This window comes from Mycobacterium sp. 852014-52450_SCH5900713 (assembly GCF_001667075.1).
GTDB lineage: Bacteria > Actinomycetota > Actinomycetes > Mycobacteriales > Mycobacteriaceae > Mycobacterium.
This window is the reverse complement of sequence record NZ_LZIL01000078.1, coordinates 56,987-78,971: the sequence shown is the minus strand read 5'-3', so window position 1 is coordinate 78,971 and position 21,985 is coordinate 56,987. Positions and strand designations below refer to the sequence as shown.

Here is a 21,985-nt window from a genome sequence, read left to right as displayed (position 1 = left end):
CTGCGCCCTGAGTGCACGTTCGGTGAGGCTCTAGCCGACCTTGTAGGTGGCGAGGGCCTTCGCGACGAGCTGGCCCTGCGCGTCGATGATCTCGGCCTCGCAATTAACCAGCGACCGGCCGCGCCGCAGCACCCGGCCGACGCCGATCACGTCGGTGGCCCGGGCGGGGGCCATGAAGTCCAAGGTCATCGACACGGTTACCCCCCGCAGTTCCGGGGGCGCCTCGGCCCCACACCACGCCGCCGCCATCACGGTCACATCGGCGAGTGTGGCGATAGCCCCGCCATGGACCATGTCGCCGATCGTGACGTTGGACGGGTCCCACGGCAGACGCAGCCTGACCTCGTGCTCCTCGAGTTGGTCGGCGACGATCCCCAGCTTGGCGACGAACGCCGATCGGGGGAGGAACTGCGCGATGACGTCGCGGCCGCTCGGTGGCGGGCCGGCGGGTGCAGGGTCGGAGGTCATCCGTTCATGCTGTCGCACCCGGCATCGGCCGGAAAAGGTCTGCCGCCGGTCTTGACGCGATACGTCGCATGGCCGCCCTCCGCGCCGTGAGGTGGCCGCCACTTGACAACCATCGGCGCGAACTGATGCTATGGACGGCAAAGCTGCCAAATATGACCGACTCAACCAGGTTTACCCGAGGAAGCTATGACCAGCGATCTGAAGGCGGCCCCCGCCGCCGGCCAGTACGAGTTGAGCCATCTGCGCTCGCTGGAGGCCGAAGCGATCCACATCATCCGGGAGGTGGCCGCCGAGTTCGAGCGGCCCGTGCTGTTGTTCTCGGGGGGCAAGGACTCCATCGTCATGCTGCACCTGGCGCTGCGAGCGTTCCGCCCCGGGCGGTTGCCGTTCCCCGTGATGCACGTCGACACCGGCCACAACTTCGACGAGGTGATCGCCACCCGTGACGAACTGGTCGCCGAGCACCGGGTGCGCCTGGTGGTCGCCTCGGTCCAGGAGGACATCGACGCCGGGCGCGTCGTCGAGCCGAAGCAGGGACGCAACCCGATCCAGACCGTGACGCTGCTGCGCGCCATTCGGGAGAACAAGTTCGACGCGGCGTTCGGCGGGGCCCGCCGCGACGAGGAGAAGGCACGCGCCAAGGAGCGGGTGTTCAGCTTCCGCGACGAGTTCGGCCAATGGGACCCGAAGGCCCAGCGGCCCGAGCTGTGGAACCTCTACAACGGCCGGCACCACAAGGGCGAACACATCCGGGCCTTCCCGCTGTCGAACTGGACCGAGTTCGACATCTGGTCCTACATCGGCGCGGAGAACATCGGGCTGCCCTCGATCTATTACGCCCACCGGCGCAAGGTGTTCCGCCGCGACGGCATGCTGCTGGCGGTCGACCGGCACATGCAGCCGCGCGACGACGAGCCGGTGTTCGAAGCGACGGTGCGCTTCCGCACCGTCGGGGACGTCACCTGCACCGGATGCGTGGAATCGGAGGCCGCGACGGTGGAAGAGGTCATCGCCGAGACGGCGGTGTCCCGGCTGACCGAACGCGGCGCGACCAGGGCCGACGACCGAATCTCGGAGGCCGGGATGGAAGACCGCAAACGGCAGGGGTACTTCTGATGGCCACACCCGCCACGCTGCTTCGCCTCGCCACCGCGGGTTCCGTCGACGACGGCAAATCCACGCTGATCGGCCGCCTGCTCTACGACTCCAAGGCCGTCATGGAGGACCAGTGGGCGGCGGTGGAACAGACGTCCAAGGATCGTGGCCACGACTACACCGACCTGGCCCTGGTGACCGACGGCTTGCGCGCCGAACGCGAGCAGGGCATCACCATCGACGTCGCCTACCGCTATTTCGCAACGCCCAAGCGGAAATTCATCATCGCCGACACCCCGGGCCACATCCAGTACACCCGCAACATGGTGACCGGCGCGTCGACCGCCCAGCTGGTGATCGTGCTCGTCGATGCCCGGCACGGCCTGTTGGAGCAGTCCCGCCGGCACGCCTTCCTGGCCTCGCTGCTCGGCATTCAGCACATCGTTCTCGCCGTCAACAAGATGGACCTGATCGGTTGGGACAGGGAGAAATTCGAGGCCATCCGGGACGAATTCCACGCCTTCGCCGCACGCCTGGATGTGCACGACGTGGCCACCATCCCGCTTTCCGCGCTACACGGCGACAACGTGGTGACCAAATCCGACCAGACGCCCTGGTACGAGGGACCGGCGCTGCTGTCGCACCTGGAGGAGGTCTACATCGCCGGTGACCGCAACCTGGTCGACGTGCGGTTCCCAGTCCAGTACGTCATCCGGCCGCACACCCGCGAGCATCAAGACCACCGCAGCTACGCCGGCACCGTGGCCAGCGGGGTCATGCGTCCGGGAGACGAAGTCGTCGTTTTGCCGGTCGGGAAGGCCACCCGCATCACCGCGATCGAAGGGCCGAATGGTCCAGTGGAGGAAGCTTTTCCGCCGATGGCCGTGTCGGTGAGCCTGGCCGACGAGATCGACATCTCGCGCGGTGATCTCATCGCCCGCACCAACAATCATCCCCGGGTCACGCAGGAATTCGATGCGACCGTCTGCTGGATGGCCGACGGCGCCGCGCTGGAGCCCGGCCGCGACTACGTCATCAAGCACACCACCCGTACCACGCGCGCGAGGGTGACCGGGCTTGACTACCGGCTCGACGTGAACACCCTGCATCGCGACAAGTCCGCAACGGCGTTGCAGCTCAACGAGCTTGGCCGCATTTCGGTGCGTACCCAGGTGCCGCTGCTGCTCGACGAGTACACCCGCAACGCCAGCACCGGTTCGTTCATCCTCATCGACCCGCACACCAACGGCACCGTGGCCGCGGGCATGGTGCTGCGCGACGTCTCGGTGCAAACGGCGAGCCCCAACACCGTGCGGCACAAGTCTTCGGCCGTCGCCGAAGCCCGGCCGCGGGGCAAGACGGTGTGGTTCACCGGCCTGTCCGGCTCCGGTAAATCCTCGGTGGCCATGCTGGTCGAGCGGATGCTGCTCGAAAAGGGCACGCCCGCTTACGTTCTCGACGGCGACAACCTGCGACACGGTTTGAACGCCGACCTGGGCTTCAGCATGGCCGACCGCGCCGAGAACCTGCGACGGCTGGCACATGTGGCCGCGTTGCTCGCCGACTGCGGCAACGTCGTGCTGGTGCCGGCGATCAGCCCGCTGACCGAGCAACGCGAGATGGCTCGTAATGTGCACGCCGCCGCGGGGTTCGACTTCGTCGAGGTGTTCTGCGATACCCCGATCGAAGAATGCGAGCAGCGTGATCCGAAGGGCCTGTACGCCAAGGCCCGCGCGGGCGAGATCGCGCACTTCACCGGCATCGACAGCCCGTATCAGCCGCCGGCCAACCCCGACCTGCGGCTTACGCCGGACCGTACCGTCGAGGAGCAGGCGCGCAACATCGTCGATCTGCTCGAATCGCGGGCTTAGCGCACCGCCACAGCCCGGCTGCACCGCAATCCGCGCGCCGAGTGGCACAATCCTGAGAGTGCGCATGTCGGCGAAGGCGGAGTACGCGGTGCGGGCCATGGTCCAGCTCGCCACGGTCCCCAGCGGGACATTGGTGAAAACCGACGACTTGGCCCAAGCGCAGGGCATACCGCCGCAATTCCTCGTCGACATCCTGACCAACCTGCGCACCGACCGGCTGGTGAAAAGCCATCGGGGCCGCGAAGGCGGCTATGAACTGGCCCGTCCCGGAGACGAGATCAGCATCGCCGACGTATTGCGCTGTATCGACGGCCCGCTGGCGAGCGTGCGCGACATCGGGCTAGGGGACCTGCCCTACTCCGGTCCGACCGCGGCGCTCACCGACGTCTGGCGGGCGTTGCGTGCCAGCATGCGGTCGGTGCTCGAGGAGACAACCCTAGCCGACGTCGCCGCCAATGCCCTGCCCGGGCACGTCGCGCAGTTCGCCCACGACTATCGGGCACAGGAGAGCGTTCGGCACGGCACACCGCACGCCGGCGAGTAGGCGCCGCCGCCCGCCGGAGCGTCAGCCCCCCGACCCGTACGGGCGGGTGAGAACCTCCATGGCGTGTCCGGACGGATCGAGGAAGTACACGCCGCGCCCGCCGTCCCTGTGGTTGATCTCGCCCGGCCGATTGGCGCCCGGGTCAGCCCAGTGCTCCATGCCGCGCGAGGAGATCTTGCCGTAGATCGTGTCGAATTCCTCTTCGGACACCAGGAAGGCATAGTGCTGCCGCGGGATGTTCCCGCCGTCGGAAGCATCCGCATAGTCCAAAGTGGCGCCGTGCTCGAGTTCGACAACCATGAAGTGGCCGAACGGCTTTGGGCTGGGCAGCCCAAACAGTTCGGTGAGGAACTCGGCGGACTCGCGCTTGTCCCGGGCGGCGACGATCGTGTGGTTGAAACTGATGGACATGGCCTCCTCCTACTTGGGTGCCGTGAGCTCCAGGGCGATGTTGTCGGGGTCGCGGAACTGCAGGATGTACGACGGTCCGATGTCTTTCACGGGCTCGTGCGCAACGCTGAGCTCATCGAGATGCGCTGCGGCGGAGTCCAATTCATCCTTGCTGCCGACCCGGAACGCGATGTGGTCGAGCCCGGCGCGATCCTCGTCAAAGCGATCGGTTGCAACCGGGCGCAGTCCCAGCAGCGTGCCGCCGAGGTCGTAGATGACGCCACCGAACAAGAAGCTCAACTGGCTGCGGGTGGCCTCGTCGGCGTTGTCGGGCACCTCCAGTAGCACCGGCCAACCGAACACGCTCTCGTAAAACTGCCGGGATCGCTCAATATCGGTGACGGTGAGGCGGACGTGCGCGATGGAACTGCTGGTGAAACCCATCTGTTCCATGCTGCCACTTGTACGCCCGGATGTTGACGGTCATGCCAGAATCGCCGTCGTGCGGATTGCGATGACGCTACCGGTGATGGAGCCGGACTTGGACGCGGGAGTTTTGGAGAATTGGGCGCGCGCGATCGACGCCGGCCCGTTCTCGTCGCTGTGCTGGGGCGAGCGCATCGCGTTCGACAACCCCGACAATCTGACTTTGCTGGGCGCGCTGGCGGCGTGGACGACCCGGGTGCGGCTGCTGACGACCGTGATCGTGCCGCAGCTGCACGACCCCGTCATGCTGGCCAAGGGCCTGGCGACCGGCGACATGCTGTGCGGCGGGCGGCTGAGCGTGGGCATCGGCGTGGGCGGCAGGCACGAGGACTACCACGCCGTCGGCGCCGATCCGGCGACGCAGACCATGCGCGAGATGGCCGACCGCGTCGCCGTGATGAAGCGGGTGTGGGCCGGCGAAAAGCTCACGGAGTCCGTCCTGCCAGTGGGGCCGGCGCCGGTGCAGCCCGGCGGCCCGCCGCTGTTCGTCGGGAGCATCGGCCCCAAGACCATCCGCAGCGCCGCGTCCTGGGCCGCTGGACTGGCCGGGACCACGCTGGACCTGGACGTCGCCAAGCAGAACGAGCTGTTCGACGTCGCGCGCGAAGCGTGGGGGCAGGCGGGCAAGGGGAAACCCCACCTGGTGACGTCGTTCTGGTTCGCGTTCGGATCGCCGGAGCAGGCCCGGGCCCAAGTGCATCGCCACCTGCGGCGCTACATGAACTGGATACCGGCGGAGTACGTCGACGCCATGGCGCCGACGACCGGATGGGCCGGTTCCGAGGACGAGCTGCTGGCGGTGCTGCGCAAGTTCGAGGACATAGGCACCGACGAGGTACAGCTCATCCCGACGAGCGTGGACGTCGACCAACTGAGCCGTGCGGCGGACGTGGCCGGCCGGCTCTAGCCCGATGGTGGCGACCCGCTGTGCCCGGCTACGCCGCGCTTGCGATCGCCACTGGCCCGATGGTGGCGACCCGCTGCGCCCGGCTGCGCCGCGCTTGCGATCGCCACTGGCCCGATGGTGGCGACCCGCTGTGCCCGGCTGCGCCGCGCTTGCGATCGCCACTGGCCCGATGGTGGCGACCCGCTGTGCCCGGCTACGCCGCGCTTGCGATCGCCACTGGCCCGATGGTGGCGACCCGCCGCGCCCGGCTGCGCCGCGCTTGCGATCGCCACTAGGCCGACGCGCGCTCGTCGCCCGCGGCTGGCTGCTGCGGCGGCTGTCCCTTGCGCAGCGTCGCCAACAACTCGCGATACGGGCCGACCAGGTAGACGGTGTCGCCGCCACGAAGCCAGGCGTCCCGCCGCGGGTGCAGCTCGACGGGCGCGTCCTGGCGGGTGATCGCTATGACCCGGGTCTGGGTGGACAGTTCGAACATCTTCAGCCCGTCGAGCTCGCTGCCTGGCGCCACATGCATTCCACCGATCATGAACGAGCGCTGCCCGACGGAAAATGTGCCCAGCACTTGCAGGCCCATTGCGGCGCCGATGAACCATGGTGCGGCCAGTTCGACGGTGGACCGGACGTTTTCGAATCCGAATCGCTGCGCCACCGCGGCACCCAACGCGCGGTCGTACACGCGCAGCACCAGGGGAACGTCGGTGCGCACGACTTCGGGCTTCACCCGGGGGCCCAGCATCTCGCGCAGCACGATCCCGGTCTCGATGTTCACCATGTCGTCCTGGGTCAGCACCGCCACCGCGCGGGCGTGCTCGACGCGGGCGGCCTCCAGCGTCTGGCGCAGCGTCGCGTCCCCGAAGATCACCGGTACGTCGAGGTCGGCCGCCGCCGACAGGAAGCGGTTGTTTTCGTCCCGCTCGATCACGGCGACGTCGTATCCCGCTGACCTCAGGTCGGCGACGACGCGGCTACCGAACGAACCGAGCCCGACGACGATGACGTGATTGCGCAGATGGCGCGCCCGGCGGCGGCCGACGGAGTGGGCGAAGCGCCGCGATATCAGCAGGTCCGCGACGAAAGCGACGAGGAGCGCGGTGGTTGTTACGCCGGCGAACATCAGCATGATGCTGAACAGCCGCAGCCAGGTCGGCTGATGGAGGAAGCTGAAATCGCCGTAACCGACCGTCGCGATCGTCTCGGTACTGAAATACAGCGCGTCGAGCCAGGTCATCTTCGGACCCGGCTGGTAGCTGAACCGCAGGATTACCGTCGACCCGACCAGTAGGCATGCCGCGGCCAGCAACGCTCGGGCAAACATCGGGTTGACGTCGTCGCGCAGCGCGCGCGCACTGTCGAGGATCCGCCGCAGCCGGGGCAGGCGATAGCGCGTCACGGTCGGCCGCGGGACCTTGATGCCGCGTTCGGCCAATTCCTCGGCGGTGCCGATCATCGCGGTCCAGTCGCCGGCGTGCACCGACAGATCACGGCCTGGACAGGACACCACCTCGCCCGGGGTGGCGCAGTTCTCGCCGTGGATCACCGCCACCGGTGCCAGGTCACCGTAGATTTCGCGCAGCGTCGCGCTATACGGTGCCTCGGCGCCGGAGACGACGAATTCGATGCCCGCCGCCTCAAAGGGGTGCACGGTGTGCGCCAGACACGCCTCGACGACCGAGGGCGCGGAGAGGTCGGCGACGTCCAGGATCGCGCCGGGACGCTTGTCGGCCGCCATCGCCGTCCGCAGCACATCGTTGCCCAGCCGTGCCACCACGCGCACCCGGGGGTTGGCTTTCCTTGCCAGCAGTGCGATTTCGAGGTTGGTCGCGTCGTCGTCACCGACGCAAATCACGGCGCGAGCACGGGTCACACCGGCGGTGTCGAGCTCGCCGGCGGTTTGGAGCTTGACGATGTGTACACCGGCGTTGTTGAGCTCCTCGACGATCGTGGTCGCCAGCGCGTCGTCACCACTGACGATGATGTGCCCGCGCATGGTCAGGCACGCCCCGGGTCGTCCGGCATGACCCCCACCTCTGCTGACGTTGGAGTTTTGTTCCTATGACTATCGGGCACCGTGCCGATTCTGCCAGCGCGACACCGGCCGCAGAGTGAATTGCCACGGGGCCGCAGGAGAGATTCGATAGCGGTATGACGCAGCCGGAACTGCCTGGGCCGCTCGCCGCCTTGACCCGGCTCATCTCGGAGCGCATCGCCGCGGCCGACTTCGCCGGGGCGTTGCCACTCATGAACGAGCTGGTCGCGGTCTGCCGCCCGATCCTGGGGGAACGGCACCCCAACGTCTTGGACATGAAGCTTGCGCTGGTACACCTGCAGCTCCAAATGGGAGACCAGGCCGGGGCCTACGCCGTGCTCGAGCAGCTGGTACCCGAGTTCGAGGAGGTGCTCGGTTGGGATCACATCACCACGTTGACGGCGCGCCACATGTTCGCGGACCGGCCCCAGCAGGAAGCGCGGGCCGCGTTGGCCGAATGGTCACAGCTGCTGGCCGACGAAGAACGCGTCCTGGGCGCCGAGCACCCCACCGTGCTGACGTCCATGGACCGCGTGGCGCACAAGCGCAAGGAGCTTGGTGACTACCCGGGTGCCGTCGCCGAGGGCGAGCGCGTCCTTGCCGCCCGGCGAAGGGTGCTCGGCGACGACCACGAGGACACGTTGGGAATGCGGTTGTCGCTGGCGCAATGGCACGGCGAATCGGTGGACGGCGCCGGCGCCGTGGCTGAGCTCGAGTCGCTGGTCGAGGTGATGCGCGAAAAGCTGGGCGACGACCACCGCCACACGCTGATCGCGCGGCACACCATCGCACTGTGGGAGCCAGAACCCATGGACTACGGGGACAAGGTGGCTACCTGGCAGGCACTGGTCTTCGACGAAGCACGAGTCTTCGGCGAAGACAATCCGGTCACCGTCGCGGCCAGGGAGGAGCTGGCGAAGTGGCGCGACCGCGCCGAGGACCACCGATGGGTGGCCGAGTTACGCGACCGGGTCGAAGAAGCTGGAAAGCGCCGCTTCAGCGCTAAAAGGCAAGTCACCCAGCGGTTTTCGGATGAGGAATACCTGAGATGCTGGCTTGCCGAGCGGGGGGCCCAATTCCCGGTCTGGGCAGGTCATTACGGCGGCGATGCCGTGTGGGACTTCTCGCCGGAGTCGTTAGACGCGTTGGAAGAGCTTGTCATTCAGAAGGCCTCGACACCCGAGCAGCTCCTGAACGAAGAGCGGAATGAACCGTTCGTCGATGGCGCCGTGTGGTACCTCGGCGAAGTGCTGCGGCGCGGCCGGTCCATGCCGTGGCAATACACGCGTGGCGAGACGGCGGATCCCACCGTCGGGCACGTCGACGTGTTCGAAGTCCTCACCCGGGCGCTGCACTCCGTCGACCGCGGCGCCCTGCGCCGCACGTACGACCGCTTCACGGCATCCCAGTGATACTGGGTTGGTGCCCTTCATCGAATGCGTCGCGTCCCGCGAGATCTATCGGAGCCAATGGATGGTGCTCCGCGAAGACGACATCCGTCGCCCGGACGGCAGCCCGGGCATCTACGGCGTGGTGGACAAACCGGACTATGCGCTGGTGATGCCGTTCGACGGGCACCGATTCCGGCTGGTTGAGCAATTCCGGTATCCGCTCGGGGAGCGGCGGTGGGAATTCCCGCAGGGCACCGCTCCCGGCTTGGCGGACACCGACCCGTCCGAGTTGGCCGAGCGTGAGCTGCGCGAGGAAACGGGATTGAGTGCGTCGTCATTCGAGGTGCTCGGCCAGCTCGACGTCGCTCCGGGCATGACCAGCCAGCGCGGCTGGGTGTTCCTGGCCACCGGAATCGCCGAAGGGGAGCCGGATCTCGAGCACGAGGAACAAGACCTGCGCAGTGCCTGGTTCGCCCGCGAGGACGTCGAGCAGATGATCCGGTCGGGAGTGATCGCCGACGCTCAGTCCGTCGCCGCCTACAGCCTGTTTCTGTTGCGGCGGCCATGAACAGTGCGGGGGCCCGCCGGGTCCCCGCACTGTGGTGGTCGGTGTCAGGCCGACGTGACGTATTGCGGGCAGTAGGCCGAGGCCGCGTCGACCGCGAACGTCTTGGAGCCCTTGGTGCTCAAGCCGGTCGCCTTGGCCACGGCGCTGATGACCTCCTTGCTCGACTGGCCCTGGTCGAGCGCGTTGCAAACGGCGTGCGCGTCCTTGATGGCGACCGACGCGCTCGGCGGGGTGATGCCATCCGATGCCAGCTGGGCGAGGAACGCGTCATCGACCGAGCTCGCACCCGCCGTGCCGGCGAGGCCGAGCGCGGCCAGGCCCAGGGCGGCGGTGCCGACGACGGAGGCGGTGAAACGGCGAGAAAACATCGGGGTCTCCTTGTGCTGAGGTGGCTTTTCTGACGGACGCGGAGTGCGTTGATCACAGAATCAGCACGGAGCCTTAACGGAGTCTCAAAGAATTCTTGGCGGAGTATGGGCTGCGCCGTCGAACCCCCACCATGGACGTGATGTTTCCCGGGTGGCGGTTCGGCGCCGTGCCGCTGGTCGGCGTCGCGGCGGCGGTGCTCGCGATGACCGTCGTTCCGGCGCACGCGGCGACACCGGCGTGGAACGGGAAATATTCGCTGGTGAGGTACGCCGCGAGCAAGTCCGGCACCAGCACGGCGGCCAGTCAGCCCGAGCCGACGTTCAGCGCCGACTACGTCTTCGTCACCGCCTGCCCGTCAGGCAAGTGCGTGGCTACCGCCACCAACGGCCCCACGCCCAAGAACCCGACGCTGCCCCAGCCGTCTCACTACGCCTGGGACGGCACTCGTTGGGTTGAGCGCTTCGACTTCCAATGGGATTGCTTCATGGGCGACGGCGTCCCGAAGGTGTGGGCGCCCGCGCGGTCGTGGGCGTTCTACACGCCGCAGGCGGACGGTTCGCTGCGCGGCACCTGGCACACCGACATCAACGGCGGCCCGTGCCGGGGAACCGTCGAGATGCCGGTGGCGGCGTTTCCTGCCGGGCCGGAGTGAATCTCGTTGTCACCCAATCATTGCTGCGGCGCGGGCGTCATCGAGGCGATGTAGTAGACCTCGTGCCCGGTCGGGTAGCCGCCGCCGTTGGTGGCGATGTGCACGTGGTCGTAGTGGTTGAGGGTTTCCGAACCGAGGTCGGCGGTCCAGCTGCCCCCGCCGACGCCCGGGTAGATCTTCTGCCGCCAGATCACGTGGTTGATTCCCCATCGCTTCGCATTCGCCAGGGCGTACCCGGCGATCTGGTTGCCGAGCTCGATGCCCTCGGGGCTGCCGTGGTTCGGGATCATCACGTCGATCGCCAGCCCGTTCGGGTGCCACGGCAGCGGGTCTTCCCGGTACCCATAGATGGTTTTGATCTGCGGAAACAGCACGCTGATGGCGCGTTCCGCCCAGATCGTCTTGACCTGCAGCCTGTCCTCCGACGCGATTCCACGGGGCAGCGCGACCTGGAATTGCTGCGCGGCGGCCGGTGCGCTGGCGGTCAACATTTCCACTTCCGCGGGGCTGGCGGTGTGCGGGGTGTTCGGCGGGGCGGCGGCGTTGATCGACGCGGCGGCCGTGGTGGTGGGGGCCGCGGCCACCGCGTTCGGCGCACAGCAGCGCGGCTTTGTGTCTTGGGCGTAGACCATGGCGGCCGCAAGCGCGAACGAGGCCACAATCGCCAGCCAGCGGCCCCTGCCGTTGGCTAACACGTTCTTGCCCACGACCAGCAGCTTAGTGCCGCAAGCGACTTCTGTGACACGTTTTCGTCCAGTTATTCAGCTCGGACGAATAGGCCCTAAGCGACCCAAGGTCGGGTCACAATGTCACCATGCCCAGCCAATCGTTCGGCGATGCCAATGCGTTCCACCGGATCATGCGTCGCTTCGCCTCCACGCCGGTGGGTGTGGCGCTCCTGCGCCCCACGGCGCACCACCTGGACCGACTCATCACCAAGCTCACGGGCGGCAGAAGCAGCTTCGCCGGGCTCGCGACCGGCATCCCCGTGGTGATGCTCACCACCACCGGCGCTAAATCCGGTGAGCCCCGCACCGTCGCCGTGTACGGAATCCCGCATCCGGATGGCCTGGCCCTCATCGCGTCCAATTTCGGCGGCGCCAAGCATCCCGCCTGGTACCACAACCTCAAGGCGCACCCGGAGGCGACGGTGGCGATCGGCCGGGACACCTGGCATGCGAACGCGCGGCTCGCCTCGCCGGGCGAGCGCGACGAAATCTGGGCGAAGGGCCTAGAGCTTTACCCCGGCTGGCGAAAGTACGAAGCGCGAGCTGGCAAGCGCCACATCGAAGCGTTCGTCCTGGCGCGAAGTTGAAGTAAGCCCGATTCTCCTGTCCTGCAGGCGATTTAGGGCCACTATTCGCAGTTCAGATGCGTAATGCCGGTGTGCGTGTCGGATCGTTGTCGGATGCCTCAGCTCGGTCGAAATGAATTCCGTTGTGCGACAACCGGTTCCAATCTGATCACCCGAAGGCGTCGCCGCCGCGTTGGGCCAACGGCTGGGCAATGCGCTCAATCGCAGCGGGATTCATCTGGGATCTCTCGATTGATTCGGGCGGCGTGCGGTGTAGGTACTCCGTAGAGACGGAAGCCGCTGATGGCCTACACCATGCAAGGCGCCGACTCAGCCCAGGCATGAGCCGACGTGGCGTGCGCGCACAAGTCAGCCTCTGCGGGCGACGTCTTGGCTCAGGATCTGGGGCCAGGTCTCGACATCGGCCGGGATGTGCGCCACGGTGAGCGTTGACCGCGGCATCAGTGCGGCAAGCGATTCCGCTGTCGACATCGGATGCGCCGGGTCGCCGACCCAGGCCAGAATCGTCGTCGGCACATCGATTCGTGCGACCGCTTCGCGAGCGGGCAGGTCGCTGAGAGCCGCGCCTCGAAGCAGTGACGGCAGCAGCGCGTCGGCCACATCGGGAACTGTTTCGGGCGCGCCGACCGTGGCTGGCGGCGGAGTCGCCCCACGAGCCGACGCGATGAATGCCCCGACTCCCTCGGTTTCGATAACTTCGGCCGCAACCCGGTAGATCGCCGCCTGCGCGGGCCGGGTTTCCCACGCGGTGGCCGGCACCATGAGCGTGAGGCCGGCGAAGCGGTCCGGCTCGCGGGCAGCCGCGTGCAGCAGCGTGCCGGTACCCATGGACGGGCCGACTCCGTGCACCCGTTCGCCGGGAAACCATTTGTCGAGCAGCTGCAGAAGATCCTCGGCAAGGCTTTCCCATCGATAATCCTCCGGGACCTTGCGCCCAGTCGACTTGCCATGGCCGCGTGCGTCGTACCGCAGCAACCGGGTCCCGCTGAGGCCTCTTCCGAGGTCAAGATTGAGCACCCGGTCACGCGCGCGGCTGGAGGTAAGTCCGTGCAGTTGAACTACCGGATGACCACCTTCGTCGCTCAGTTCAACCGCAAGCTCTGCTCCAGGAACCACGAAAGTGGACATCACGCAACTCTTCTCACGACCGGACGACTCGCCCCGGAGCCGACCGCGCAGACCGAGCACTCAGGCTAACCGGGGCGTTAGGGTACCGCCATGCGGCTGACCAACGTCGCGCACCTGCGGCTACCCTTTGGACGACTCTGGGGCTACGACGTCTCGGTGTCTGACCTCGGCCGGCAGCTCCCGGTGTCTTTCGACCAGCGCATACACGTTGGTGCGGGCGCACGACCCGGCTCCTGGATGGCTTTGTCCATTCGGTTGCCGGCGGGGGTCAGCCGCCAATCGTTGGCCGATGCGTGGCTGGCTGTGATCGCCCGCCACGGCACCCTACGGACGGCATTCACGCTCGGGGCGGACGGCGATCCGCAGCTGAATGAGATCGATATTCACCCAGGCAAGTGGGTAGAGCATGAGATCACTCCGGGCCAGGCGGTCAACGACGCACTGCGAGTCGTTCTCAATGCGACGTGCTCGCCCTATCAGCGACCCTCACATCGATTGTGTGTGCTGGAGACTGCCGCCGGATTGACGGTAGTGATCGCTGCCGACCACGCCCACGTGGACATGTGGTCAATGCTGGTGATTGCCCGAGACCTGTTGTCGATGCTCGCCGACGCGCGGATCGGACGTACGTCGTCGCTGCAGCCGCCGCCGGCATTTGTCGTGCACACGCAAGCACTGTTGGACCGTCCCGCGGCACCGGAACGCGTGCGCGCGCGATGGGCACAAATCATCAGCGACAGCGGTGGGGTGATGCCACGGTTTCCGTTGCCGTTGGGTGAGTCCGGGCCGCATCCGGAACGCGTTGAAGTGCGTGATGTGTTCGATGTCGATGACGGCGCCGCGTTCGCTGCGCAGGCACGCGAGGACGGTGTCTCGACGCTGGCGCTCGCTGTGGTCGCCATGACAGGGGTGACCCGCGAGTTGGCCGGGGCGCCGCTGCGCGCGGTCTTCCCCGTGCACAGCCGATTTGAAGACAAATGGCACGACTCGGTGGGCTGGTTCATCACCAATTCGGTCCTGGAGTCGGCGGTTGCCGAGCCGCACGCCGCGGCCGCCGCCGTCAAAGAAGCCGTGCAGCTTGGTTCCTGGCCACTGGCCGACGTTCTGGCTCCGTGGGGTGGAATGCCCATCGCGCCCGGAATGTTCGCCATTTCCTGGCTGGACCAAAGCAGACTTCCGGTGCGCATCGACTCGGTCGGACTCGACGCCCAGTATGTGAGCGCGAGCGTTGACACCGACGGCGTCATGCTCTGGTTCATCCAGGACGAGTCCGGGCTGCATCTGCGATGCCGCTACCCGGATACCGCGGAGGCACGAACCAACGTGGGGGCGTGGCTGGACCTGTTGGTGGCGCGCCTACAGGCACTGGCGCAGTCCTCGGTCCGAGGACTGCTGCGGGTAGCGGGCCGCACATATCGTGTGCAGCGCGCGACGCGCGAACACGTGGGGGTGATCGCCCAGCTGCTCTCCGACGACGAATTCGGTCAGGATCGCGAAGACGCCGAACTCGAACGCTACGAGGCGGCCTACGACATCGTCGTTCGCAACCGATCCAACTATCTCGGAGTCGTCCTGAACGGTTCCGATATGGTCGTCGCGACTGTGCAATTGACGATCATTCCCGGCCTTTCCCGCGGCGGCGCCACCCGGCTGCAGATCGAGGGATTACGGGTCGCCAAAGCCGAACGCGCACAGGGGCTTGGTACTGCGCTCATCGAGTGGGCACACAACTACGGCCGAGCGCACGGGGCACAGCTGGCGCAGGTGACCACAGACGAGGCTCGCGAAAGGGCTCGGGCGTTCTATCGCCGGCTCGGGTACCACGCCGCCCACGTCGGGCTGAAATGCACCATCTGAGTCCGGTTTATGCGCGGTGAACGTTTCAGCGTGCGTGATGGCGATTCCAGCCAAGGCGAGGACGACGCGCTTTTGCCGGCCGGAAAGACTTTGGGAACAGTGGTGGCATCCTCGTAACACTGAGGCCCGAAACGGCGTTTCATTAGCCGAGCTGACTAACGGAAACACCGTCTGACCTGCAACTATTTTTGTGCCCCCGGCAGGATTCGAACCTGCGGCCTTCTGCTCCGGAGGCAGACGCTCTATCCCCTGAGCTACGGGGGCGCTACGACTTCGGTGTTGCGCCATTGGGCCCCGCCAGACTAGCGCATGTCGGTAGCCGCTTTGCCACCGCAATGGATTCGGGGCGCGGGCACCTCAGCCAATAGGATGGACGCTCGTGACCCCCGCTGACCTCGCTGAGCTGCTCAAGACCACCGCCTCCGCGGTGCTGGTCGAGCGCGGGCTGGATGCTGCCGCGTTGCCGGCGACCGTCACCGTGGAGCGGCCCCGCAATCCCGAGCATGGCGACTACGCCAGCAACCTGGCGCTGCAGCTGGGCAAGCGGGTCGGCGCCAACCCGCGTGAACTTGCCGGATGGCTGGCCGAGGCATTGTCCGAGGCGGACGGTGTCGCCTCGGCGGAGGTGGCCGGTCCTGGCTTCATCAACCTGCGCCTCGAGGCCTCCGCGCAGGCCAAGATCGTCAACGCCGTCATCGACGCCGGCGACACCTTCGGCCACTCCGACGCGCAGGGCGGCCACAAGATCAACCTGGAATTCGTCTCGGCCAACCCCACCGGACCCATCCACATCGGCGGCACCCGCTGGGCCGCCGTCGGCGACGCCTTGGGGCGGCTGCTGGCCACCCAGGGCGCCGACGTCGAGCGCGAGTACTACTTCAACGACCACGGCGCCCAGATCGACCGGTTCGCCAGCTCGCTGATCGCCGCCGCCAAGGGCGAAGCAACGCCCGAGGACGGCTATGCCGGCGCCTACATCAACGACATCGCCGCGCAGGTGCTGCTGAAGGCGCCCGACGCGCTGAGCCTGCCCGACGCCGACATGCGCGAGACGTTCCGCGCCATCGGCGTCGACCTGATGTTCACCCACATCAAAGAGTCGTTGCACGAGTTCGGGACCGACTTCGACGTCTACACCCACGAAGACTCGATGCACACCAGCGGCCGGGTCGACCAAGCCATCGCCCGGTTGCGCGGGACGGGCAACATCTACGAAAAGGACGGCGCAACCTGGTTGCGCACCAGCGCTTTTGGTGACGACAAGGACCGCGTCGTGATCAAGAGCGACGGTAAGCCCGCCTACATCGCCGGTGACATCGCCTACTACCTGGACAAGCGGCAGCGCGGCTTCGACTTGTGTATCTACATGCTCGGCGCCGACCACCACGGATACATCGCCCGGCTCAAGGCCGTTGCCGCCGCGTTCGGTGACGACCCGGCGACCGTCGAGGTCCTCATCGGGCAGATGGTGAACCTGGTCCGCGACGGCGCGCCGGTCCGGATGAGCAAGCGGGCCGGAACCGTTATCACGCTCGACGACCTGGTCGAGGCGATCGGCGTCGACGCGGCGCGCTACAGCCTAATCCGCTCGTCGGTCGACACCCCGATCGACATCGACCTGGCGCTGTGGTCGTCGGCGTCGAACGAAAACCCGGTCTACTACGTGCAATACGCGCATGCCCGGCTCTCGGCGCTGGCCCGCAACGCCGCCGAACTGGGCCTGGCCCCCGACACCGGCCATCTCGAGCTGCTCAGCCACGACAAAGAGGGCACCCTGCTGCGCAGCATCGGGGAATTCCCCCGTGTGCTGAAAACGGCTGCGTCCCTGCGGGAACCGCATCGGGTGTGCCGTTACTTGGAGGACCTGGCCGGCGACTACCACCGGTTCTACGACTCATGCCGGGTTCTGCCCCAGGGCGACGAACAACCCAGCGACCTGCACGTCGCGCGCCTGGCGCTGTGCGAGGCCGCCCGCCAGGTCATCGCCAACGGGCTGACGATCCTCGGCGTCACCGCTCCGGAGCGAATGTGAACGTACACCCCGCCGGTCCGCGGCACGCCGAAGAGACTCGGCCCCTCAATAGCCCGCCGCGACCGCAATCCCCCGACGAGCTGCTGCGGCTCGCGCCGAACGTGTGGCCGCGCAACATCGTTCGCGACGACGCGGGTGTGGCCGGCCTCGCTGGAATCCCGGTGACCCAACTCGCCCAGGAGTACGGCACCCCGCTGTTCGTCGTCGACGAGGACGACTTCCGTTCTCGGTGCCGCGAGCTGGCGACGGCCTTCGGCGGTGGGCACAACGTGTGCTACGCGGCCAAGGCCTTCCTGTGCAGCGAGATCGCGCGCTGGGTTGATGAGGAAGGCCTCTCGCTCGACGTGTCCACCGGCGGCGAGCTCGCGGTCGCGCTGCACGCCGATTTCCCGCCGGAGCGGATCACCTTCCACGGCAACAACAAATCCGTCGCGGAGCTGACCGCGGCGGTCAAAGTCGGTGTCGGGCACATCGTCCTGGACTCGATGACCGAAATCGAGCGCCTCGACGCCATCGCGGGGGAGGCCGGAGTCGTCCAGGACGTCTACGTGCGTCTCACCGTCGGGGTCGAGGCGCATACGCACGAGTTCATCTCCACGGCACACGAAGACCAGAAGTTCGGGCTGTCGGTGGCCAGCGGCGCAGCGATGGCCGCGGTGCGCCGGGTGTTCGCCACCGATCACCTGCGGTTGGTGGGCCTGCACAGCCACATCGGCTCCCAGATCTTTGACGTCGACGGTTTCGAGGTCGCCGCTCATCGCGTCATCGGGCTGCTGCAGCAAATCGTCGACGAATTCGGCGTCGACAAGACGGGGCAGATCTCGACCGTGGATCTCGGTGGGGGACTGGGGATTTCATACCTGGGCACCGACGACCCGCCACCGGTGGCGGAACTGGCGGCCAAGCTGACTGCCATCGTCGGCAACGAGTCGGCGGCCGTGGGGCTGCCCACCCCGAGGCTGGTGGTGGAGCCCGGACGTGCCATCGCCGGGCCCGGCACCATCACCCTGTACGAGGTGGGCACGGTCAAGGACGTCGACGTGAGCAGCACGGCCCAACGCCGCTATGTCAGCGTCGACGGCGGGATGAGCGACAACATCCGCACCGCGCTCTATGACGCGCAGTACGACGCCCGGCTCGTCTCGCGCGACAGCGACGCACCGGCGACGCTGGCGCGGATCGTCGGAAAGCACTGCGAAACCGGCGATATCGTGGTGCGCGACGCGTGGGTGCCCGACGACCTTCGGCCCGGTGACCTGCTCGGGGTCGCGGCGACCGGCGCGTACTGCTATTCGCTGTCGAGCCGCTACAACATGATCTGCCGGCCGGCGGTGGTGGCGGTGCGCGCGGGGCGGTCCCGGCTGATCCTGCGCCGCGAGACGGTTGACGATCTACTGAGTCTGGAAGTGAGGTGAACTGTGCCCCGTGACGAAAAGCCTGTCGGCGTAGCGGTACTCGGGTTCGGCAACGTCGGAAGCGAAGTCGTCCGAATCATCGAGGACAGCGCCGATGACCTCGCGGCTCGGGTCGGCGCGCCCTTGGTGTTGCGCGGCGTCGGAGTGCGGCGGGTCGCCGCCGACCGCGGTGTCCCGATCGAGTTGCTCACCGACAACATCGAGGAACTCGTCTCCCGCGAGGACGTCGACATCGTCTTGGAGCTGATGGGGCCGGTGGAACCGGCCCGCAAGGCCATCCTGCGCGCGCTCGAGCACGGCAAATCGGTCGTGACGGCGAACAAGGCGCTGTTGGCCACCTCCACCGGGGAATTGGCGCAGGCCGCCGAAAACGCTCACGTCGACCTGTATTTCGAGGCGGCGGTCGCGGGTGCGATCCCGGTCATCCGCCCGCTCACCCAGTCGCTGGCGGGGGACACCGTGCTGCGGGTCGCCGGCATCGTCAACGGCACCACCAACTACATCCTGTCCGCCATGGACAGCACCGGCGCCGACTACCAAACCGCCCTGGCCGAGGCGAGCGCCCTGGGCTACGCCGAGGCCGATCCCACGGCCGACGTCGAAGGCTACGACGCCGCGGCCAAGGCCGCGATCCTGGCATCGATCGCCTTTCACACCCGGGTCACCGCCGACGACGTCTATCGCGAGGGCATCACCAAGATCACCCCGGCCGACTTCGCCTCCGCACGGTCTTTGGGCTGCACCATCAAGCTGCTGTCCATCTGCGAGCGCATCCCGGGTGACGATGGACAGGAACGGGTCTCGGCCCGCGTCTATCCGGCGCTCGTGCCGCTGTCGCACCCGTTGGCCACCGTCAGTGGGGCGTTCAACGCCGTGGTGGTCGAAGCCAAGGCGGCCGGCCGGCTGATGTTCTACGGTCAGGGCGCCGGTGGCGCACCCACCGCATCCGCGGTCACCGGTGACTTGGTGATGGCCGCCCGAAACCGGGTACTGGGCAGCCGCGGGCCGAAAGAGTCCAAATACGCCCAGCTTCCCATCGCCCCAATGGGTTTCATCAGCACCCGCTACTACGTCAGCATGAACGTCGCCGACAAGCCGGGCGTGTTGTCCACGGTGGCGGCCGAATTCGCCAAGCGCGAGGTGAGCATCGCCGAGGTCCGGCAGGAGGGGGTGTCCGACGAAGGCGGGCGGCGGGTGGGAGCCCGTGTCGTGGTGGTCACCCACAGCGCCACCGACGCCGCACTCTCCGAAACCGTCGATGCGCTGGCGGATTTGGACGTCGTGCAGGGCGTCACCAGTGTCCTGCGATTGGAAGAGACCGGTTCATGAGCGTCCCGCATACCGCCGTGCACCAACCGTGGCCCGGATTGATCGCGGCGTACCGCGACCGGCTGCCGGTGGGCGACGACTGGACCCCGGTCACCCTGCTCGAGGGCGGCACTCCGCTGATCGCCGCGACGCGTCTCTCGGAAAAGACCGGCTGCACGGTCCACCTCAAGGTCGAGGGCCTCAACCCGACCGGCTCGTTCAAGGACCGGGGCATGACCATGGCGGTCACCGACGCACTGGCGCGGGGCCAGCAGGCCGTGTTGTGCGCCTCGACCGGCAATACGTCGGCGTCGGCGGCGGCATACGCCGCTCGTGCCGGCATCACCTGCGCGGTGCTCATTCCGCAGGGCAAGATTGCGATGGGCAAGCTGGCTCAGGCGGTCATGCACGGCGCCAAGATCATCCAGATCGACGGCAACTTCGACGACTGCCTGGAATTGGCCCGCAAAATGGCCGCCGACTTCCCGACGATCGCGTTGGTCAACTCGGTCAACCCGGTCCGCATCGAGGGCCAGAAGACGGCGGCGTTCGAGATCGTCGACGCGCTTGGTGCCGCGCCGGATGTGCACGCTCTCCCGGTGGGCAACGCGGGCAACATCACCGCGTACTGGAAGGGCTACACCGAGTACCACCAGGACGGCGTGATCGACAAGCTGCCCCGGATGCTGGGCACCCAGGCTGCCGGCGCCGCACCACTGGTGCACGGCGCCCCGGTCAGCAACCCCGAGACGATCGCGACCGCGATACGCATCGGCGCGCCCGCCTCGTGGGCGGCCGCGGTCAACGCGCAGCAGCAGTCCAACGGGCGCTTCCTGGCCGCCACCGATGAGGAGATCCTGGCCGCGTACCACCTGGTGGCCGAAAGTGAAGGCGTCTTCGTCGAGCCCGCCTCGGCGGCCAGCATCGCGGGTCTGCTCAAGGCCGTCGATGACGGCTGGGTGGAGCGCGGGTCGACCGTGGTGTGCACGGTGACCGGCAACGGCCTCAAGGATCCCGACACCGCGCTGAGGGACATGCCGACCGTCTCCCCGCTACCCGTCGATCCGGTGCTCGTCGTCGAGAAGCTGGGGCTTGCATAGTGGCGATCGAAAGCGCGGCAGAGCCGATGGCGGTTTGTCGGTGAGCCAGATGCTGTCCGCCGGGCTGGTGGCGAGCGCCGTGGTGTCGGCGTCCAGTGCCAACCTCGGTCCCGGTTTTGACAGCATCGGTTTGGCGTTGAGCCTCTGCGACGAGATCGTCGTGGAGACAACGGATTCCGGCCTGGTCGTGCTGGTCGAAGGGGAGGGCGCCGAGCAGGTGCCGCGGGGCTCAGAACACCTGGTGGTGCGTGCCGTCGAATGCGGACTGCGGGCCGTCGGCGTCCAGGCCCCGGGCCTGGTGATCCGCTGCCGCAATGCCATTCCGCACTCCCGTGGCCTGGGCTCGTCCGCGGCGGCCGTGGTCGGCGGCCTGGCTGCGGCCAATGGCCTTGTGGCGCAGACGGATTCGGATCTGCTGAGCAATGCTCAGCTGATCCAGCTGTCCTCGGAGTTCGAGGGTCATCCCGACAACGCTGCGGCCGCCGTGCTGGGTGGTGCGGTGGTTTCCTGGATCGACAGCTCGGGCGACCGTCCCCGGTATTCGGCGGTGTCCGTGCGCCTGCACCCCGACATCCGTCTGTACTGCGCGATACCCCAAGAGCGCTCGTTGACCGCGGAGACCCGGGTGCTACTGCCCGCCCAGGTGAGCCACGAGGATGCCCGGTTCAACGTCAGCCGGGCCGCATTGCTGGTGGTAGCGCTGAGCGAACGCCCGGACATGCTCATGCCGGCCACCGAGGATGTGCTCCACCAGCCGCAGCGGGCTCCCGCAATGCCCGCCTCCGCGGAATATTTGCGACTGTTGCGGCGTCATAACGTGGCAGCGACACTTTCGGGGGCTGGTCCGGCACTGATTGCGCTGAGCACGGCGCCGGAGTTGCCAACGGAAGTGGTGGAGTACGGGGCCGCGAACGGATTTGCCCTTACTGAGATGACCGCCGGCGAAGGAGTTCGCTGGAGCCCGGGAGTCACAGTCCCCGGTTGATCCACAGCGTGGCCGGAGGGTTTGCTTGCTTCCAGGCAGGATGCGGGCTATCCTCGGACCCGTCCAGCAATCGCAGCA

At 67.4% G+C, this 21,985-nt stretch carries 21 protein-coding genes and 1 tRNA gene; 14 read left to right on the top strand and 8 right to left on the bottom strand.

Going from position 1 to position 21,985, the window contains the following annotated elements:
* Nucleotides 1-30: 30 nt before the first annotated feature.
* Nucleotides 31-468, bottom strand: coding sequence for a PaaI family thioesterase (locus tag A5773_RS23485; RefSeq protein ID WP_067792832.1), 438 nt, complete (start codon nucleotides 466-468; stop codon nucleotides 31-33).
* Nucleotides 469-654: 186 nt separating this feature from the next.
* Here A5773_RS23485 and cysD point away from each other — a divergent pair, with 186 nt between their 5' ends.
* The 3 genes from cysD to A5773_RS23470 are packed head-to-tail and all read left to right on the top strand — an operon-like array spanning nucleotide 655 to nucleotide 3,978.
* Nucleotides 655-1,584, top strand: coding sequence for a sulfate adenylyltransferase subunit CysD (gene cysD, locus A5773_RS23480; RefSeq protein WP_067792829.1), 930 nt, complete (start codon nucleotides 655-657; stop codon nucleotides 1,582-1,584).
* On the top strand, nucleotides 1,584-3,434 hold the full coding sequence (gene cysC, locus A5773_RS23475; RefSeq protein WP_066953006.1) for an adenylyl-sulfate kinase: 1,851 nt from the start codon (nucleotides 1,584-1,586) through the stop codon (nucleotides 3,432-3,434). The genes cysD and cysC overlap by 1 nt, the downstream gene beginning before the upstream one ends.
* A gap of 58 nt (nucleotides 3,435-3,492) precedes the next feature.
* Entirely contained in the window at nucleotides 3,493-3,978 is a 486-nt protein-coding gene (locus A5773_RS23470) for an RrF2 family transcriptional regulator (RefSeq protein WP_066953007.1), read from the top strand.
* Nucleotides 3,979-3,999: 21 nt separating this feature from the next.
* On the opposite strand, the gene A5773_RS23465 is transcribed toward A5773_RS23470, so the two are convergent.
* Both A5773_RS23465 and A5773_RS23460 read right to left on the bottom strand, forming a co-directional pair.
* Nucleotides 4,000-4,389 (bottom strand): VOC family protein, encoded by a 390-nt coding sequence (locus tag A5773_RS23465; protein WP_066953009.1) that lies wholly within the window; start codon nucleotides 4,387-4,389, stop codon nucleotides 4,000-4,002.
* A gap of 9 nt (nucleotides 4,390-4,398) precedes the next feature.
* A complete protein-coding gene (locus tag A5773_RS23460) occupies nucleotides 4,399-4,812 on the bottom strand; it encodes a VOC family protein (protein ID WP_066953059.1) in 414 nt (137 codons plus the stop codon).
* Nucleotides 4,813-4,882: 70 nt separating this feature from the next.
* On the opposite strand from A5773_RS23460, the gene A5773_RS23455 reads away from it, so the two are divergent.
* On the top strand, nucleotides 4,883-5,761 hold the full coding sequence (locus A5773_RS23455; protein ID WP_067261937.1) for an LLM class flavin-dependent oxidoreductase: 879 nt from the start codon (nucleotides 4,883-4,885) through the stop codon (nucleotides 5,759-5,761).
* Nucleotides 5,762-6,032: 271 nt separating this feature from the next.
* Here A5773_RS23455 and A5773_RS23450 read toward each other — a convergent pair whose 3' ends face one another.
* A complete protein-coding gene (locus A5773_RS23450; protein WP_066953013.1) occupies nucleotides 6,033-7,748 on the bottom strand; it encodes an NAD-binding protein in 1,716 nt (571 codons plus the stop codon).
* A 155-nt stretch (nucleotides 7,749-7,903) separates the two neighbouring features.
* On the opposite strand from A5773_RS23450, the gene A5773_RS23445 reads away from it, so the two are divergent.
* Nucleotides 7,904-9,199, top strand: coding sequence for a tetratricopeptide repeat protein (locus A5773_RS23445; RefSeq protein WP_066953015.1), 1,296 nt, complete (start codon nucleotides 7,904-7,906; stop codon nucleotides 9,197-9,199).
* Nucleotides 9,200-9,260: 61 nt separating this feature from the next.
* Nucleotides 9,261-9,746: an NUDIX domain-containing protein gene (locus A5773_RS23440; RefSeq protein WP_231989158.1), complete on the top strand. Its 486-nt coding sequence runs from the start codon at nucleotides 9,261-9,263 to the stop codon at nucleotides 9,744-9,746.
* Between the two features lie 44 nt (nucleotides 9,747-9,790).
* On the opposite strand, the gene A5773_RS23435 is transcribed toward A5773_RS23440, so the two are convergent.
* Nucleotides 9,791-10,114, bottom strand: coding sequence for a DUF732 domain-containing protein (locus A5773_RS23435; protein ID WP_066953017.1), 324 nt, complete (start codon nucleotides 10,112-10,114; stop codon nucleotides 9,791-9,793).
* Nucleotides 10,115-10,317: 203 nt separating this feature from the next.
* On the opposite strand from A5773_RS23435, the gene A5773_RS23430 reads away from it, so the two are divergent.
* Nucleotides 10,318-10,767, top strand: coding sequence for a hypothetical protein (locus A5773_RS23430; protein ID WP_067793062.1), 450 nt, complete (start codon nucleotides 10,318-10,320; stop codon nucleotides 10,765-10,767).
* A 17-nt stretch (nucleotides 10,768-10,784) separates the two neighbouring features.
* Here the strand turns inward: A5773_RS23430 and A5773_RS23425 are convergent, their stop codons facing one another.
* Nucleotides 10,785-11,474, bottom strand: a complete 690-nt coding sequence (locus tag A5773_RS23425) for a glycoside hydrolase (RefSeq protein ID WP_067792826.1) — start codon at nucleotides 11,472-11,474, stop codon at nucleotides 10,785-10,787.
* Nucleotides 11,475-11,581: 107 nt separating this feature from the next.
* On the opposite strand from A5773_RS23425, the gene A5773_RS23420 reads away from it, so the two are divergent.
* Nucleotides 11,582-12,082: a nitroreductase family deazaflavin-dependent oxidoreductase gene (locus tag A5773_RS23420; RefSeq protein WP_066953021.1), complete on the top strand. Its 501-nt coding sequence runs from the start codon at nucleotides 11,582-11,584 to the stop codon at nucleotides 12,080-12,082.
* A gap of 348 nt (nucleotides 12,083-12,430) precedes the next feature.
* Here A5773_RS23420 and A5773_RS23415 read toward each other — a convergent pair whose 3' ends face one another.
* Entirely contained in the window at nucleotides 12,431-13,210 is a 780-nt protein-coding gene (locus A5773_RS23415) for an alpha/beta fold hydrolase (protein WP_067792822.1), read from the bottom strand.
* A 90-nt stretch (nucleotides 13,211-13,300) separates the two neighbouring features.
* Here A5773_RS23415 and A5773_RS23410 point away from each other — a divergent pair, with 90 nt between their 5' ends.
* The gene (locus A5773_RS23410) at nucleotides 13,301-15,067 is read left to right on the top strand and encodes a GNAT family N-acetyltransferase (RefSeq protein WP_067261932.1); all 1,767 of its coding nucleotides are present in this window, start codon (nucleotides 13,301-13,303) and stop codon (nucleotides 15,065-15,067) included.
* Nucleotides 15,068-15,258: 191 nt separating this feature from the next.
* Here A5773_RS23410 and A5773_RS23405 read toward each other — a convergent pair.
* Nucleotides 15,259-15,331 (bottom strand) — tRNA-Arg (locus A5773_RS23405).
* 115 nt (nucleotides 15,332-15,446) lie between these two features.
* On the opposite strand from A5773_RS23405, the gene argS reads away from it, so the two are divergent.
* Genes argS through thrB form a run of 5 tightly spaced genes read left to right on the top strand, consistent with a single transcriptional unit; the run spans nucleotide 15,447 to nucleotide 21,907 of the window.
* On the top strand, nucleotides 15,447-17,099 hold the full coding sequence (gene argS / locus A5773_RS23400) for an arginine--tRNA ligase (protein WP_067792819.1): 1,653 nt from the start codon (nucleotides 15,447-15,449) through the stop codon (nucleotides 17,097-17,099).
* Nucleotides 17,096-18,514 carry a diaminopimelate decarboxylase gene (gene lysA, locus A5773_RS23395; protein ID WP_066948486.1) on the top strand — a complete coding sequence of 473 codons (1,419 nt, stop codon included), beginning with the start codon at nucleotides 17,096-17,098 and terminating at the stop codon, nucleotides 18,512-18,514. The genes argS and lysA overlap by 4 nt, the downstream gene beginning before the upstream one ends.
* A gap of 3 nt (nucleotides 18,515-18,517) precedes the next feature.
* Nucleotides 18,518-19,843, top strand: a complete 1,326-nt coding sequence (locus A5773_RS23390) for a homoserine dehydrogenase (protein ID WP_067261924.1) — start codon at nucleotides 18,518-18,520, stop codon at nucleotides 19,841-19,843.
* The gene (gene thrC, locus A5773_RS23385) at nucleotides 19,840-20,922 is read left to right on the top strand and encodes a threonine synthase (protein ID WP_066948479.1); all 1,083 of its coding nucleotides are present in this window, start codon (nucleotides 19,840-19,842) and stop codon (nucleotides 20,920-20,922) included. The genes A5773_RS23390 and thrC overlap by 4 nt, the downstream gene beginning before the upstream one ends.
* Before the next feature lie 49 nt (nucleotides 20,923-20,971).
* Nucleotides 20,972-21,907 carry a homoserine kinase gene (gene thrB, locus A5773_RS23380; RefSeq protein WP_066948537.1) on the top strand — a complete coding sequence of 312 codons (936 nt, stop codon included), beginning with the start codon at nucleotides 20,972-20,974 and terminating at the stop codon, nucleotides 21,905-21,907.
* The last annotated feature ends 78 nt before the right edge of the window (nucleotides 21,908-21,985 follow it).